General features: G+C 53.3%; 13 protein-coding genes. 9 read left to right on the top strand and 4 right to left on the bottom strand.

All coding sequences use genetic code 11. The features are described 5' to 3' along the window. The coding region (locus PsAD26_RS28765; protein ID WP_153041465.1) for a helix-turn-helix domain-containing protein at positions 1 to 322 on the bottom strand (322 nt) is incomplete at its 3' end. Positions 323 to 351: 29 nt separating this feature from the next. Here PsAD26_RS28765 and PsAD26_RS06290 point away from each other — a divergent pair. Continuing rightward, positions 352 to 702, top strand: coding sequence for a hypothetical protein (locus PsAD26_RS06290; RefSeq protein ID WP_208985540.1), 351 nt, complete (start codon positions 352 to 354; stop codon positions 700 to 702). Positions 703 to 1,144: 442 nt separating this feature from the next. Here PsAD26_RS06290 and ugpC read toward each other — a convergent pair whose 3' ends face one another. Both ugpC and PsAD26_RS06300 read right to left on the bottom strand, forming a co-directional pair. Continuing rightward, positions 1,145 to 2,236: a sn-glycerol-3-phosphate ABC transporter ATP-binding protein UgpC gene (gene ugpC / locus PsAD26_RS06295; RefSeq protein WP_063309725.1), complete on the bottom strand. Its 1,092-nt coding sequence runs from the start codon at positions 2,234 to 2,236 to the stop codon at positions 1,145 to 1,147. Between the two features lie 61 nt (positions 2,237 to 2,297). Next, positions 2,298 to 3,104: an IclR family transcriptional regulator gene (locus PsAD26_RS06300; RefSeq protein ID WP_063309726.1), complete on the bottom strand. Its 807-nt coding sequence runs from the start codon at positions 3,102 to 3,104 to the stop codon at positions 2,298 to 2,300. A gap of 210 nt (positions 3,105 to 3,314) precedes the next feature. Between PsAD26_RS06300 and PsAD26_RS06305 the strand changes: the two genes are divergently transcribed. From PsAD26_RS06305 to PsAD26_RS06340, 8 genes are all read left to right on the top strand, one after another. After that, positions 3,315 to 4,505, top strand: coding sequence for an extracellular solute-binding protein (locus tag PsAD26_RS06305; protein ID WP_063286964.1), 1,191 nt, complete (start codon positions 3,315 to 3,317; stop codon positions 4,503 to 4,505). A gap of 100 nt (positions 4,506 to 4,605) precedes the next feature. Further along, entirely contained in the window at positions 4,606 to 5,583 is a 978-nt protein-coding gene (locus tag PsAD26_RS06310) for a sugar ABC transporter permease (protein WP_244271722.1), read from the top strand. Between the two features lies 1 nt (position 5,584). After that, on the top strand, positions 5,585 to 6,433 hold the full coding sequence (locus PsAD26_RS06315; protein ID WP_063306444.1) for a carbohydrate ABC transporter permease: 849 nt from the start codon (positions 5,585 to 5,587) through the stop codon (positions 6,431 to 6,433). A gap of 119 nt (positions 6,434 to 6,552) precedes the next feature. Beyond that, entirely contained in the window at positions 6,553 to 7,530 is a 978-nt protein-coding gene (locus PsAD26_RS06320) for a 2-dehydro-3-deoxygalactonokinase (protein WP_208981707.1), read from the top strand. After that, a complete protein-coding gene (locus PsAD26_RS06325; RefSeq protein ID WP_063301360.1) occupies positions 7,517 to 8,155 on the top strand; it encodes a 2-dehydro-3-deoxy-6-phosphogalactonate aldolase in 639 nt (212 codons plus the stop codon). The genes PsAD26_RS06320 and PsAD26_RS06325 overlap by 14 nt, the downstream gene beginning before the upstream one ends. Continuing rightward, a complete protein-coding gene (locus PsAD26_RS06330) occupies positions 8,152 to 9,024 on the top strand; it encodes an SMP-30/gluconolactonase/LRE family protein (protein ID WP_063309727.1) in 873 nt (290 codons plus the stop codon). Before PsAD26_RS06325 ends, PsAD26_RS06330 begins: the two co-directional genes overlap by 4 nt. 4 nt (positions 9,025 to 9,028) lie before the next feature. Continuing rightward, positions 9,029 to 11,029: a beta-galactosidase gene (locus PsAD26_RS06335; RefSeq protein ID WP_063309728.1), complete on the top strand. Its 2,001-nt coding sequence runs from the start codon at positions 9,029 to 9,031 to the stop codon at positions 11,027 to 11,029. Then, positions 11,026 to 12,819, top strand: coding sequence for an IlvD/Edd family dehydratase (locus tag PsAD26_RS06340; protein WP_063309729.1), 1,794 nt, complete (start codon positions 11,026 to 11,028; stop codon positions 12,817 to 12,819). Before PsAD26_RS06335 ends, PsAD26_RS06340 begins: the two co-directional genes overlap by 4 nt. 63 nt (positions 12,820 to 12,882) lie before the next feature. On the opposite strand, the gene putA is transcribed toward PsAD26_RS06340, so the two are convergent. Beyond that, positions 12,883 to 16,521 (bottom strand): bifunctional proline dehydrogenase/L-glutamate gamma-semialdehyde dehydrogenase PutA, encoded by a 3,639-nt coding sequence (putA, locus tag PsAD26_RS06345; RefSeq protein ID WP_063309730.1) that lies wholly within the window; start codon positions 16,519 to 16,521, stop codon positions 12,883 to 12,885. Positions 16,522 to 16,566: the final 45 nt, after the last annotated feature.

Consider the following 16,566-nt stretch of genomic DNA (forward strand, 5'->3'; position numbering starts at 1 on the left):
GCACCGTGGAGCTTGCTGGAACTGTAATGCCTTTATGCTGCAGATAAGCGCAGATCTTTCGAGCGCCCCAAGCCGGGTAAGTATCACGTACTGATAAAACCCTCTGCTCCACCTCCTGTGGTGAACGCCCAGGGGACGTTCTGGGCCGGCGAGAGAGATCATTCAAGTCTTCTCCCGCACGCCACCGCCTCAGCCATTTATAGCCTGTTTGTGGGCTGATACCGAACCGGCGACACAAGGCACGCCGATTAGCATTGTCCTGATCTGCAAGTCGGACAAACTCTTCTCGAAGTTTCATTGTTGAACACTCTTGCCAAGGCATCCCGGTCCCTCCCTGAATGCCATGTTAATGTGTCAACCATCTCTCCGAACACCTGTCACCTATGTCTCCGGTATGTACACCCAGAGACCGGTCTGCCTGAGGGGACGTTCTGGGCGTGGGGGCTGGGAAATCAGGCCCTCATAGTGATCCCGGAATGGAATACGATTGTCATCCACCAATCAGACACCACTGAGTTCTTGAAGCGGTTCATATCATTGATCAGCAGTGAAAAAATGACTGGTGAAGAGGCTATCGAGCAGCTTATTCTTTCCTGTCGCGAAGCAGCCACCCGTGAAACCGAGTATTGCATCGAGCATCGCTTTATCTCGCGGTGCGAGTTCAAACAGCTAATATCGTTAGTCGTTGCCGCACGAGAATAGAGTAGCTTATCGGTGTGAGACTTATTCGCTTTCCGAGAATAGTCCCAAGGTGCTGGTGACTTCTCAAAACCAATCTCTAGTATTTCTCAGCGGTGTTCGTAATCCCCCCGTTGCGAACAATCTCAACCCTAGATGGAATCGCTCGAATTTCCGCAAATGGCCCGAAATTCTAGTGAGTTCTGACATATTATTGTTGCCCATAACTACCATTTGCCTCGATTCGGGGTGCCCGCTTCAGAACAAAAAAATTCAAACTTAGGTTGCTCTTATTTAGTATGCTGCTGCGAGCATTTAGTGACCTATGCAAAGTTAAGATGATAGTGCTAGGCATGTCACGCTGTCAGCCCAAAACAGCCTTGGCGTTGAATTGATGTGCCGTGATTGAAATAGGGGCATGACCGCTAAGTCCCCACTCCAGTCGTAAAAGCAACCATCCCAGCCGCTACCGCAACCTCTCACCATCCGGCTTGAACAGCAAGGCCCGCGAAGTGGGCAGCGTTAGTCGTAGCGTCTCTGAACCCTGCTCAAGGCGGTTGCCGCGGCTTTCTGCGATCACCTGAACACCGTCCGGCAAGGTGCAGTAGGCGTAGCTGGTTTCGCCGAGGTTTTCGACAAGTGACACGCTCACATTCGCGCCAACGCCGTCTTCATCCGAGCCAACCACAAAGTGTTCAGGGCGAATGCCAACGCTCACCATTGCACCCTCCACTATGGAGGAGGTGACCCCCGGCACGACCAACGTCTGCCCGTCAAAACCGGATACGGAAATCTCCAGCCCTGCACCGGTTGAACGCACAGCCTTACCACTCAGGAAGTTCATCTTGGGAGAGCCGATAAAGCCCGCCACGAACTGGTTTGCCGGATTATCGTAAAGCTCCAGCGGCTTGCCCACCTGCCGGATGTAACCACCTTCCAGCACCACAATCTTGTCAGCCAGTGTCATGGCCTCCACCTGATCGTGGGTCACGTAGATCATCGTGGCTGCCACGTCCTTGTGCAGTTTGGCAAGCTCAATGCGCATTTGCACGCGAAGCTCTGCATCAAGGTTGGAAAGCGGTTCGTCAAAAAGGAAGACCTTCGGATTGCGTACAATCGCCCGCCCAATCGCCACGCGCTGCCGCTGACCACCGGAAAGCGCTTTGGGGTGACGGTCCAGATACTCTTCCAGTTTCAGAATACGCGCCGCTTCATCCACCTGCCGCTTGATCTCGGCTTTGGGGTGTCCGGTCATCTTCAGGCCAAAGCCCATGTTCTCCGCAACGGTCATGTGCGGGTAGAGCGCGTAGCTCTGGAACACCATGGCAATGCCGCGTTGGGAGGGATCGATGTCTGTCACATCTTCATCCGCAATGTGGATGGTCCCGCTGTTGCTGGTCTCCAACCCGGCGATGGTCCGCAGCAAGGTGGATTTTCCGCAGCCAGAGGGTCCAACGAAAACAACAAACTCGCCCTCCTCAATGTCCAGGTCAACACCGTGGATCACCTGCGTGTCGCCATAACTCTTCTTTAGATCGCGCAACACAACTGCGGTCATCTGTTCCCCTCCCGAAAAATATCTTCAATATCTGAGCAAGGGCCTCCCAAAGCCCCGCAAATCAAACCCCCAGTGCAATCTGAGCGTTCTCTGAAATCTCATTGGTCGCCGCCTTCATGGCAGGCAAATAGGTTTCGACCATGGTGTCGAGTGAGGTCACATAGGTCGTGCTGGTCACGGAAAGCGCGCCAATCGGCTCCCCGCGCTTGTTCAGGATCGGCAAGGCCACACAAATGATGGTGCCTTCATGCTCCTCATCATCATAGGCATGGCCGCGCGTGCGAATACGAGCCAGCTCATCGCGCAGCATTGTCTCGTTCACCAGCGTCTTATCTGTGTGGGGCTGGAATGATTGCGCCTTGATCGCCTCAACAAGCCGCGCCTCAGGAAGAGCAGAGAGCATTGCTTTGCCCACGCCAGTGCAGTAGGCCGGGCCAATCTTGCCAGGGCTGGAGAACATGGAAACGCTGCGCGGCGGCAATCGCTTGTCCACGTAAAGCACCTGATTGTTGTCCAGCACAGCCAGATGGATGGTCTCCGGAATCTGCGTGCTCAGTATGTCCAGCGTATCCCGCGCCACACTGGCAAGGCTGGCACGGCTCCAGGCCGAATGGGCCAGCCGCAGCACCCGCATACCAATGCTGTAGGTCTGATGCACCTCATCATGCACCAGCATGCCTTCCTTCACCAATTGCCGCAGCTGACGGTGCAACGTGGCCCGGCTCAGCGGCAAAGCATTCAAAAGCTCTACGAACCGAGGGGGTGATTCTGCCATTGCAACCGCGTCCAGCACCACCAGTGCCTTGGAAATGGGACTTGTGAGGTCTTGCTCGGTTTCCTCAGAGATACTCAGGGTTTGTGCGCCCATTTCCTGCTGTTTCCTTACCCGTTCCGGAAATCTGCAATTTTCATACAGATCCCTTCCTAGTTCCTTTGGTTGACAATTATGCACTAGCACGTAACTATTTCAATGGTCAAAACGAAGTTTCATTCAATGGAACTTATTTCTTGGCGATATTGGGAGGTTTAGGTGTTTAATTTTAGCAAAGTAGCTGCGGGCGGTTTCGCTGCAGCATTTATGATTTCAAGTTCCGCATATGCCGCTGGCGATCTGATTATCAATCTCGACCAGACGGATCCGGCTCCAAAAAAAGCATTTGAAGACATCGTGGCTGGCTTCTCCAAGGAGAACCCGGATGTGAACGTCATCGTCAACACGATGCATAAGGAGGGTTATAAAACCTCCATTCGCAACTTCCTCACAGCAGACGCGCCGGACCTGGCAACATGGTACGCGGGCAACCGCATGGCACCCTTCGTCAATGCCGGTCTGTTTGAAGACGTCTCGGATGTCTGGGAGGAAAATGGTCTCAATGAGCAGCTGAAATCAGCAGCGGCATCCATGACCATTGATGGCAAAAAATGGGGTGTGCCCTACACGTACTACCAGTGGGGTATCTACTACCGCAAAGATATCTTCGAAGAGAAGGGCATTGCTGTTCCAACCAGCTGGGACGAGCTGGTTGCAGCATCCGCAAAGCTCAAAGCAGCTGGCATTGACCCGTTCACAATCGGCACAAAAGCACTTTGGCCAACAGGCGGCTGGTTTGATTACATGAACCTGCGCGTCAACGGCTACGAGTTCCACATGGACCTCACCGCAGGCAAGGTGCCTTACACCGACCCGCGTGTGAAAGCGACCTTCGACAAGTGGGCCGAGTTGGTCAAGCCAGGCTACTACAACGCAAACCATGCAGCTTTGGACTGGCAGGAAGCTGTGCCAGCACTCGTGCAGGGCAAAGCGGCAATGTACCTGATGGGCAACTTCGCGGTTGACGTGTTCAAGAACGGTGGCCTGAAGGAAGAGCAGATCGGCTTCATGCAGTTCCCGGAAATCACACCGGGCATTCCAATGGCTGAAGATGCTCCGACCGACACCATTCACATTCCGGCAAACGCCAAAAACAAGGAAGATGCGAAGAAGTTCCTTGCTTACATGGCGCGTGCAGATGTGCAGACAGCAACAAACGTCACACTCGGTCAGTTGCCAGTAAACTCCGGTGCAGAGCGCCCTGAAGAGCGCATCCTGCAGCAGGGCTTCGACATGCTCTCCAATGCGTACGCGCTGGCGCAGTTCTACGACCGTGATGCTCCGGCAGCAATGGCAAAGGCTGGCATGGAAGGCTTCCAGGAATTCATGGTGAAGCCAGAGCGGGCTGACGCCATTTTGGACCGTCTCGAGAAGATCCGGACCCGTGTCTACAAGTAGTAGATAGGCGGAATTCTTAAGTAGGGTGGCGGAAGATTTCGCCGCCCTATGCTCTAGGAATAAACAGCGCAGAAGCATGATCTTCTGCAGGAGGACATAGATGAGCGAGCAGGCCTTGGCTCCTGTATCTTCCGGAAACTCACCAAAGTTTTCTGGAGGACCTGCCACATCAGGCGCCAGCAAAACCAGATCGGCAAAGTGGATTGCCAACCAGCGCAAACTTGCACCCTGGCTGTTTTTAGCGCCGGGTGTTGTGATGTTTCTGGTCTATGTGATCGCGCCAATCGGCCAGTCACTCTGGATCAGCTTGTATGAGTGGGATGGCATCGGCGTCAAAACCTTCATCGGCATTGCAAACTATATTGAGCTTATAGATGACGAGGCGTTTTACACCGCGCTGTACAACAACGTGTTGTGGCTCGTGCTGTACATGCTGGCGGTGCCTGCCGGATTACTGATTGCGATTTTCCTCAATCAGACTGTGACGGGCATTCGTATCTATAAGTCTCTGTTTTTCTTCCCATTTGTCATCAGTCAGATTGTCGTCGGCCTCATCTTCTCGTGGTTTTATGCCCCCAACTTCGGTTTGTTCACCAAGCTGCTGGAGTTTATGGGCGTGGAAGGCATTGCCATCCTTGCTGATGAGCGCTTTGTCACCTATGGCATCATCGTCGCTGGCCTTTGGCCGCAGATCGCATATTGCATGATCCTGTACCTGACGGGCCTCAACAACGTCTCACCAGACCAGATTGAAGCGGCGCGGCTGGATGGGGCAAAAGGCTGGAAGATGCTTTGGTATGTTATCATCCCGCAGCTACGCCCAGCCACCTTCATCGCAGTTGTCGTCACAATCATCGGCGCGCTGCGCTCGTTTGATCTGGTCTCCATCATGACCAGCGGTGGCCCCTACGGGTCCAGTCGTGTGCTCTCCTATTACATGTACGAGCAAGCTCTGTCCGAATATGGCTTCCGCATGGGCTACGGCGCCTCCATCGCTGTTGTGCTCTTCGCCATCATGATGGTGTTCATCACACTCTTCATCGTGCGTATGCTGAAAGATGAAAGGGAGGGCTACTAAGATGTTCCCAACTCCCGTCGCAAATGCATCCGCACCAACCCGTGTCGCTTACAAGGTTGCACTGCCAATCTCCTTAGTGGTCTGGCTCTTACCGCTGATCGGCGTCATGGTCACTTCCATCCGCCCGGGCTCAGATCTTGCCATGGGCAACTACTTCGGTGTGCCATCCTCGTTTGAGCTGGGTAACTACCTGACCGTTTTCCAAAACACGCCCATGGGCCTGTTCATCATGAACTCGTTCAAGGTCACCATTCCTACCGTGATTGGTGCCATAGCTTTGTCATGCCTGACCGGATACGCGCTGGCGACCTACAAGTTTAAAACCAATCTCTGGCTGTTCTTCATGTTCGTGGCTGGCAACTTCGTACCCTTCCAGATCCTTATGGTGCCGGTTCGTGATCTCACGCTCAAGATGGGCCTTTACGACACGGTGACAGGTCTGGTGCTCTTCCATGTGGCCTTTCAGACGGGCTTTTGTACGCTCTTTATGCGTAACTTCATCAAGGCACTGCCAAGTGAACTGATCGAAGCCGCCCGCGTGGAAGGCGTCTCGGAAATGCGCATCTTCTGGTTCGTTGTGCTGCCACTCATGCGGCCTGCCATCGCGGCTTTGTCGGTGCTCATCTTCACCTTCATCTGGAATGACTTCTTCTGGGCCACCGTTCTGGTGCAGGGCACGCACGCCATGCCGGTCACAGGTGGCATCATCTCGCTCAACGGTCAGTGGGTTGCTCAATGGCATCTGGTATCAGCCGGGTCCGTCGTTGCAGCCATGCCGCCGGTCATCATGTTCTTCCTCATGCAAAAGCACTTCATTGCAGGGCTAACGCTGGGGGCGACCAAGGGCTGACAGAATACCGGAAGCAGGAATGTCCCAAGCAATCCTGCTTCCAAAAATCCATCAATGCCGAAGGCGCTTATGAAGTGCCTAAAGCTAATAATAAACATAAAAGGGAACAGGGGGCATAAGTGAACCAAGTGGCATCGCCAAATAACGACCTCCGTCAGATCACAAAGGCAAGCAGCTGGGTCGCCGTTGATTGGGGGACCTCCAGTCTTCGCGCATGGCTGATTGACGAAAACGGTGTAACGCAAAACAACGCAAAATCAACGCAAGGTGCGGGAACACTGCAACCTTCTGAATTTGAAGGAGTTTTGCTGGGTCTGATCGGAGACTGGTTACACAGCAACGCAAAACCAACGCAAGTGTTCATTTGCGGCATGGCTGGCAGCCGTCAGGGCTGGCAAGAGGCAGAATATGTGCCTGTGCCAACCAAACTGACAGAACTGCACCAGCATCTGGTTGCACCCAAAACAAGTAATGCCCTCATCCAACCATTCATAGTGCCCGGTCTCTGCCAAAAATCAGAGCAGCAGCCGGATGTTATGCGCGGAGAAGAGACACTCCTGCTCGGCATTCTGGACGAGTTATCCGACAAATCCGGCGTCTTCTGCCTGCCTGGTACCCACAGCAAATGGGTGGAGATGGAAGAGGGGACAGTGACGCGCACCTCCACCTTCCTGAGTGGTGAGTTATTCGCGCTGATCGCCAAACAATCTATCCTGCGCCATTCACTGGACACAGAAGCAGAGCTGGACAGGGATGTCTTCCTCTCCACGCTGGATCAGCTGAAAAATCAGGAAGCTACACTGCTCGGCAACCTGTTTGGTCTGCGCGCCGGACAACTGCTCAACGACACCAGCACACAGGCAGGCGCTTCCAAACTTTCTGCACTTGTTATCGGAACAGAGCTTCTCGACATGCTCGCAAAGTGCGGGGACAACCCACCCAAGCAAGTCCACCTCGTCGGTGGCAGCAAACTCGCTCAAAATTACGCGCTCGCCCTGCAACATCTCGGCTTAACGCCGATCGTGCATGATGCAGACAAAGCAGCGCTCAAAGGACTTTCCGCCGTCAGACAAGGGGCACTCAATGACAACAGTTAAACAAACACCAGAGCGCAACCTCATGGCTATCCTCCGTGGAGTAAAGCCTGCTGAGATTTTGGATATTGTGAAAGTGCTTATAGAAGCAGGATTTTCACAAATTGAAGTGCCGCTCAATTCGCCAGAGGCACTCAAGTCTATCACCATGGCACAAGACAAGTTCGGCAAGTTATCCGCCATCGGCGCGGGGACAGTTCTCACCGCAGAGCAAGTCAAACAGGTTCGCGCAGCAGGCGGAACCTTCATCGTTTCTCCCAACTACGATGAAGACGTTATCCGCACCACCAAAGCAGAAGGCATGGCCTCCTATCCGGGAGTTCTCACCCCGTCAGAATGCTTTGCCGCGCTGAAGGCAGGGGCTGATGCACTCAAGATCTTCCCGGCCTTTCAGGTGGGAGTAAAAGGCATTCAGGCAGTGCGTGCAGTCCTGCCAAAAGAAACTCTGGTCTACGCCGTTGGCGGTGTCGGCCCTGCGGAATTTGCGCAGTATGTGGAAGCAGGCTGTCAGGGCTTCGGCATGGCAAGTAACCTGTACAAACCGGGCTTTACAGCGGTGCAGGTTTCTGAAAACGCAAAAGAAATGGTTGCAGCATACGATGCGCTCAAACTCGGAGAGAGTGCATGAGTGAGCCCTATGTTTTCGCTAAAACAGAATGCAGCTTAGGGGAGGGCCCTCTTTGGAGCGCCCGCCATGACGCGCTGTTTTGGGTGGACATCAACAATCATCTGGTGCTGAAAAAGGGTATAACCGGCGACCTTGAGACATGGAAGTTCGATGAGCCGGTCTCCGCCTTTGCGCAGATCCCAAGCAGCGATGACTTCATGTTATCCTCTGCAACAGGTCTGTATCGCTGGTCCCCGGGAACGCACAGTCGCAACCTTATCCTCCCTGTCGAGGACCAAAACCCCATCACCCGCTCCAACGACGCCCGCACCGACCGTACCGGCGGGTTCTGGATTTCCTCCATGGGCCACAAAGCAGAAAAAGGCGCAGGTAGCCTTTATCGCTTTTTCAAGGGGGAATTAGCGAAGGTTGCCAGCGACATCACAATCCCGAATTCCCTTTGTTTCTCGCCAGATGGGGACACTGCGTACTTTTCAGACACGGTGACATCTCAGATCATCAAATGGTCACTAAATGCGCAAACTGGCCTGCCAGAAGGGCCCGCGGAGATATTTGCTGATATCTCCGGGACAGGATTTGGCCCCGACGGTTCCGTGGTTGATGCTGAGGGATATCTCTGGAACGCTCAATGGGGCGGATATAGAGTCGTTCGCTATAAACCTGATGGAATGGTGGATCGCATTATTGAGATTGACGCAAGTCAGGCATCTTGTCCTGCGTTTGGTGGGGCCGACTACAAAACGCTGTTCATTACCACGGCTCGCGAAAACCTGAGTGAGGAGCAATTGGCGAAAGAGCCTCTCGCTGGATCGGTTTTTGCAGTCCCTATTGATACTCCAGGTCTGCCGGACCCTGAACTACAAATGTGATCTCATGAGCGATAAGAAACACTTAGGTATCTGTTACTACCCAGAACATTGGTCAGAGGACTTATGGCAGCAAGACGCCAAAGAAATGGCCGAGCTGGGCATTACCTATGTGCGCATCGCTGAGTTTGCATGGTCGCGCATAGAGCCGGAGCCCGGGCGTTTCTCATGGGACTGGTTGGACAGCGCAATTGAGACTCTCGCAAGTGCGGGTCTCCAGATCGTGATGTGCACCCCAACCGCGACCCCGCCGCGCTGGATGGTGGATAAACACCCGGACATGCTCGCCGTTGACGAGAACGGCCACCCCCGAAAATTCGGCAGCCGCCGCCACTACTGCTTCTCCCACGAAGGCTACCGCTGGGAATCCCGCCGGATCACAGAAATCCTCGCTGAGCGATTTGGTAATCACCCTTCTGTCGCAGCTTGGCAAACCGATAATGAGTACGGTTGTCATGAGACTGTCCGCTCTTGGTCTGGCTCCGCCCACAAGGCTTTCCAACTCTGGCTGGCACAAAAGTACGGCAATATCAAAGCCTTGAACGAGGCTTGGGGCAATGTGTTCTGGTCAATGGAATACAACAGCTTTGAGCAAGTCGACCTGCCAAACCTGACGGTGACAGAGAGTAACCCGTCTCACAGGCTTGATTTCAAACGGTTCTCATCAGATCAAGTCGCTGAGTTTAATGGCGAGCAGGTAGACATCCTGCGTAAGCTCTCTCCGGGTCGCCCAATCCTCCATAACTTCATGGGCAACACGTTTTCCTTCGACCACTACGAGGTCGGAGACCAGCTCGATATCTCCAGTTGGGATTGCTATCCCCTTGGGTTCCATAGCCAATATCAGATGGAGAACCCACTGGGCACACCTGATGGTTACTGGGAAGACTATTTCCAGCAAGGTGATCCCGACTATCAGGCCTTCCACCACGACCTTTACAGACAAGCTGGCCATGGCCGCCTCTGGATCATGGAGTTGCAACCCGGCCCCGTGAATTGGGCGCCGTATAATCCGATCCCACTGAAAGGAATGGTGCGTCTGTGGAGTTGGGAAGCTTTCGCTCATGGTGCTGAAACCACAAGCTATTTCCGCTGGCGGCAAGCTCCCTTCGCTCAGGAGCAAATGCATGCAGGGCTCAAGCAGACCGATAATAAGCCAGCGCAGGCGTATGTCGAAGCCGCTCAGGTTGCCCGCGAAATTGAGGAGCTGGGCGCGTTCACCCCGTCAGAAGCTCCTGTTGCACTCATTGTTGACTACGAAAGCCACTGGGCACACGAAACTCAGCAGCAGGGTCAAGACTTTAGCTACTTCCGTCTTGTCCTCTCCTACTACCGTGCGCTGAGGCAGAAGGGTGTTGATGTCGAGATCATCAGACCAGCCTCACAGGACTTATCCCCCTACAAGCTGGTCGTTGTTCCTGCACTTTATGCAATGAGTGAGGAACTCTCAGAAAACCTCAAAGCCTATATTGAGTTTGGAGGTGTTGTCCTCGGTGGCCCTCGTTTGGCCCAAAAAGACAAGAACTACCAGATTTCTCAAAAGACTCTGAATCTTGCTGAACCCTTTGAAGGCGTTGAGGTTCTGCGTGTCAGTACCAGCCCGAAAGCGTTCGCGACACCTGTCTCCGACCTTGCGGATCAGGAACGCGGCAAAGCCTATGTCTGGCAAGAAGAGGTCACCACCAGCTTGCCAATCCTGTTCGAAGACGAGAGCGGCCAACCGATCTTCATGGGCGAAAACAACATCTACTACGTCTCCGCCTGGGCCGACCCAACACTCATGAGTGCCATTCTGGATGAGGTCTTCAAACCTGCGAAAATTGATAAGGTGGAATTGCCGAGTGGATTGAGAAGAAGCAAAACATCTGTCGGCACTTTCTACTATAACTATTCGAAAAATAAGATGAATTTGAAAGCGCTGCGTCTCGCTGATGCAGCGGAATTGGATGGATTGGAGTTACCTCCAGCAGGGGTTGCTCTGGTTCGGGAAGGAACTGAAGAGCTATGACTGAAGCTCCAAAAACAAAACTCCGCTCACAAGAGTGGTTTGACTCGCCAGACGATCCGGGCATGACCGCACTGTATCTGGAGCGTTACCTGAATTACGGCATTACGCGTGAAGAGCTTCAGTCTGGCCGACCGATCATCGGTATCGCCCAGACGGGATCCGACCTATCCCCGTGCAACCGCCACCACCTGGTGTTGGCAGAGCGTGTACGCGAAGGCATCCGCGAAATGGGCGGCATCTGCTTTGAGTTTCCTGTCCATCCTATTCAGGAAACCGGCAAACGCCCAACAGCAGCGCTTGATCGCAACCTTGCTTATCTCGGTCTTGTTGAAACGCTTTATGGTTATCCTCTCGATGGTGTTGTTTTGACCATCGGCTGTGACAAGACCACTCCAGCGCTGCTCATGGCTGCCGCAACCGTCAATATTCCCGCCATCTGCTTGACTGTCGGGCCAATGCTCAATGGCTATCACAAGGGAGAACGTGTTGGCTCTGGAACAGTTATCTGGAAAGCCCGTCGGATGTATGCGACTGGCGAGATTGATTACAAAGAGTTTATGGACATGGTTGCAGACTCTGCACCATCAGTGGGATGTTGCAACACCATGGGCACTGCCTCAACCATGAACTCGCTTGCAGAAGCATTGGGCATGAGCCTGCCGGGTTGTGCATCTATCCCCGCGCCATATCGCGAACGTGGCCAGATCTCATATGAGACTGGCAAGCGCATCGTGCAGATGGTGCATGAAGATCAAAAACCGTCAGATATTCTCACTCGCGAAGCCTTTGAAAACGCAATTGCCGTGAACTCAGCTATTGGTGGCTCAACCAACGCTCCAATACATATCAACGCAATTGCACGACATATCGGCGTTGAGCTGCACAATGATGATTGGCAAAATCACGGCCATAAGATCCCACTGCTCGCCAACGTCCAACCTGCGGGTGCTTACCTCTCAGAAGAGTTCCACCGTGCTGGCGGCATTCCTGGTATTTTCTCAGAGTTGATGAAACACGACCACATCCATAAAGATGCGATCACCGTTTCAGGAAAGACCACGGGTGAAATCTATGGCGAGAGCGCTGTCGCTGATTACGACGTGATCTATCCCTATGACAAGCCGATGATGAAGGATGCTGGGTTTCTCAACCTCAAAGGCAATCTCTTCAAGTCTGCGATCATGAAAACCTCTGTAATTTCAAAGGATTTTAGAGAGCGTTATCTGTCTAATCCGGATGATTTGGATGCCTTTGAAGGCAAGGTCGTGGTGTTTGATGGTCCTGAAGAATACCACCACAACATCAACAATGAGGCTCTCGGTATTGATGCCAACACCATTCTTGTCATTAGAGGGACCGGTCCGGTCGGCTATCCAGGCGGCGCGGAAGTTGTCAACATGCAGCCACCGGATGAGCTCTTGAAGCAAGGTATTGACGCACTGCCATGCATTGGTGACGGTCGTCAGTCAGGCACCTCAGGTTCACCTTCTATCCTTAACGCATCCCCGGAAGCTGCCGTCATGGGAGGCCTCGCTCTGCTGCGTAACGGAGATATCGTTCGTCTTGATCTCAACAAAGGTGAAGCGAACGTATTGATCTCGGAGGAAGAACTGGTGAAACGCAAACAAGAGCTGGCTGAAAGCGGTGGCTATGAGTTCCCAGAACATCAAACGCCATGGCAAGAAATCCAACGTGGTATCGTGGATCAGTTTGATGAAGGCATGGTGCTAAAGCCTGCCGTCAAATACCAGCGCATCGCGCAAAAAGGTCTTCCACGTCATAGTCATTGATAGTGGTTTAAAACGAAAAAAGCCGCCTCGGCTGAGGCGGCTTTTTTGTTGTTTCAAAGTGACTTAGTCTTCTGTCGCGGCAAGCAGGCTCGCGTTACCACCAGATGCTGTTGTGTCGATGCACAGATGGCGCTCCAACTGATAACGCTCCGGCTGGTTACGTTCCATGATCAGCTGCATCAGTGCGCCGTCACGCTTAGCAAGCTCAGCCTTCATTTCTTTCAGCTCTTGCTCACTGTGGTTGGACGCAATCGCATCAACGCCTTGAACTTCAGTCAGTGCACCAACGGCCAGATGACCTTCCAAAGCGACGATTGGAGCGGAAAGAGCACGCAACTTCACAGCCAGCTTCTCGGCGCCTTGCCCAACTGCAATGACGCCATTGCCAGCAGCAAGAGCCAGAGCCACCTGATGCTTCAGGCTCTCGGTATCCGGGCCAAGGCAAAGCACAGTGCCACGTGGTGCAGCATAAAGGCGGTTGGATTCTCCAGTCGGCCCAGGCATGTCGTGAGCATGATCAGCAGCGATACGGTTCAGCAGACCTGTTTCCTTCTCAAAAAGAGTTGCCAGCTCAGTGAAGCGACCGAAGTTGCCTTCCCATGTGCTGGTGCGTAATGCCCCTTTTGCTTTGAAGATATCCCCGGCAGTAATGGACTTGCCAAGCGTCACACTTTCCGCAGCTGACGTATCAGCCAGACGGAAGCGAGCCACATAGTGAGGACCACCTGCTTTCGGTCCGGTACCAGACAGGCCTTCACCACCAAACGGCTGAGATCCAACAATCGCGCCGATCTGGTTTCGGTTCACATAAAGGTTGCCCACCTTCACACGCTCTACAATATGCTGAACACGGCTATCAACACGAGTGTGCAGACCAAATGTCAGGCCAAACGCTTTTGTATTGATCGCATCAATCGTCTGGTCGATTTCTTCTGCCTTGAAAGTCGCAATGTGCAGAACAGGACCAAAGATTTCCTCGTCCAGCTCTTCGATGCCTTCAAGTTTGATCAGTGTTGGAGCAATGAAGTGACCTTTGGCCGGTGCTTTCATCTGTTTGATGACGCGACCTTTTTCAGCCCACTTTTCGCAGTGTGCCGCAATTTTCTTCTGCGCAGCTGCATCAATCACCGGACCAACATCGGTTGATAAAACAGCAGGATCGCCCAGTTCCAGCTCACTCATGGCACCCAGGAGCATCTCTTTGAAATCTTCAAAGATGTCTTCCTGAACATAAAGCATGCGCAGCGCAGAACAACGCTGACCTGCACTTTGGAAGCTGGAAGCAATGACATCACGAACAGCCTGCTCAGGCAGAGCCGTGGAGTCTACAATCATGGCGTTGAGACCACCTGTCTCCGCGATCAGTGGAGCAGATGGAGAAAGCGCTTTTGCCATAGCACGGTTGATGTGCTGTGCAGTCCCAGTGGAACCAGTGAAACAAACACCAGCTACACGACTGTCAGATGTCAACGCAGCGCCAACTTCACCAGCACCCGGCAGCAACTGCAGAGTCTCGATAGGAATGCCAGCTTTGTGCATCAAACCGATAGCAAACGTTGCGATCAGCGGAGTCTGAGGAGCAGGTTTTGCAAGTACTGGGTTTCCAGCTGCAAGAGCAGCAAAAATCTGACCTGAGAAGATCGCCAGTGGGAAGTTCCAAGGCGAGATACAGGTGATTGGACCGCGAAGGCCGCCCTTGCCATCTCGCTCATCAAGGCGGATCGCTTCGTTCGCGTAATAGCGTGCAAAGTCAACCGCTTCACGCAGCTCATTAATGGCATCCATGTAAGTCTTGCCAGCTTCGCGTGTGAGCAAAGCAAAGATCTCAGGGGCATTCTCTTCAAACAGGTCTGCTGCTTTGCGCAGGATGACAGCACGGTCTTCCGCGCTCTTGTCTGCCCACTCAGCACAGCCGTTATGGGCGGTTGTCAGAGCAGCTTCAATCTGCTCAGGCGTCGCGGTTGCTACGCTACCAACGACATCTCGCAGATCTGCTGGATTCTTCACGCTCACCGCTTCAGCATTTTCGACGGAAGCTGCAATGACGGGATGGCCGTTCCACTTGGTTGCTGAGAAGGACTTCAGGTTCTCAATATACTCAGCTTCCTGACGCGGATCACTCAAATCCCAGCCTTTCGCGTTTTTACGTCCTGCGCCGTAAAGCTTTGGTGGAAGTGCGATTTTTGCATTCGCGACGTGCTCACCATACTTTTCGATATGAACGAGTGGATCCTGAGCAATAACCTCCGGAGTGACGTTCTCATCGCGGATCTGATGAACGAAGGAGCTGTTTGCACCGTTCTCCAACAGGCGTCGAACCAGATAAGCAAGCAGGTCTTTGTGTGCACCGACCGGTGCGTAGATACGGCAGTTGGAACCATGCTTCTTCATGGTGCGCTCGTGAAGCGCTTCACCCATGCCATGCAGACGCTGGAACTCGTAGGAGCTCAGTGGGAGGTTTTTACCCAACTCCAGAATAGTTGCAACACTGTGCGCATTGTGAGTTGCAAACTGCGGATAGATCCGGTCCGTCATACTCAGCAGTTTTTCAGCGCAAGCGGTATAGGAGATGTCAGTGGATACCTTGCGGGTGAAGACCGGATAGCCATCAATACCGAGGGTCTGCGCACGTTTAATCTCGCTATCCCAGTAAGCGCCTTTCACGAGACGGACCATGATCTTGCGATCATATTTCTCAGCAACAGCATAGAGCCAGTCGATCACGTGTGCTGCACGCGGGCCAAACGCCTGCACAACAATCCCGAAACCATCCCAGCCCTCAGTCGCTGGATCTGCCAGCAGTGCTTCAATCACGTCGAGGGAAATGTCGAGGCGATCCGCTTCTTCTGCGTCAATGTTAAAGCCCATATTGGAGGACTTCGCGAGCATGATAAGTGAGAGGGTGCGAGGCACCAGTTCTTTCATCACGCGCTCGCGCTTGGCAAACTCATAACGTGGGTGCAGGGCAGACAGTTTGACTGAAATGCCTGGATTTTCGCGAATGCTTGCCTTCGTGCAGTTGCTGGAAAGCGCGGTAATCGCTTTGGAGTAGGACAGATGATAGCGCTTCGCATCAGCCTCGGTCCGTGCAGCTTCGCCAAGCATGTCGTAGGAGTATGTGAAGCCGTTGCCTTCCTCAGCACGCGCATTGCGCATCGCTTCGCGGATGGTACGGCCAAGAACGAACTGGCGACCCAGTTCTTTCATTGCCTGTGCAACAGCGGTACGAACCACTGGCTCACCAAGGCGCTTCACAACACCGCGAATGGTGCCAACGAGCCCCTGATCATCTTGCGCCAGAACTTTACCAGTCAGCAGCAGCGCCCATGTGGACGCGTTGATCAGTGTGGAAGAAGACTGACCCAGGTGCTCTCCCCAGGCACTTGGAGTAATCTTATCCGCAATCAACGCATCAATTGTCTGGGCATCAGGCACGCGAAGCAAAGCTTCCGCAAGGCACATCAGCGCAATGCCTTCCTGAGTTGAGAGGCCGTATTCGCCGAGAAAACTCTCCATGATTGTTGGAGAAGTGTTCGCCCGCAAATCTGAGATCAAATCTGCCGCTTTATCAGATGCCCGCTTACGCGAAGCCTCATCCATTTGCAGGGATGAAATGAGCTCCTGAACCACCTGATTTTCGTCAGGAAGGTAGTTATCTCTGATTTTGTTGCGGATGATCTCCGGCGTAGCCTCTGATCCCATGCCGTGCTCCCTACTGTTAAATACCTATTGTTGAGCTGACATTAG

The sequence above is a fragment of the Pseudovibrio sp. Ad26 genome (assembly GCF_001623285.1).
Classification (GTDB): Bacteria; Pseudomonadota; Alphaproteobacteria; order Rhizobiales; family Stappiaceae; genus Pseudovibrio; species Pseudovibrio ascidiaceicola.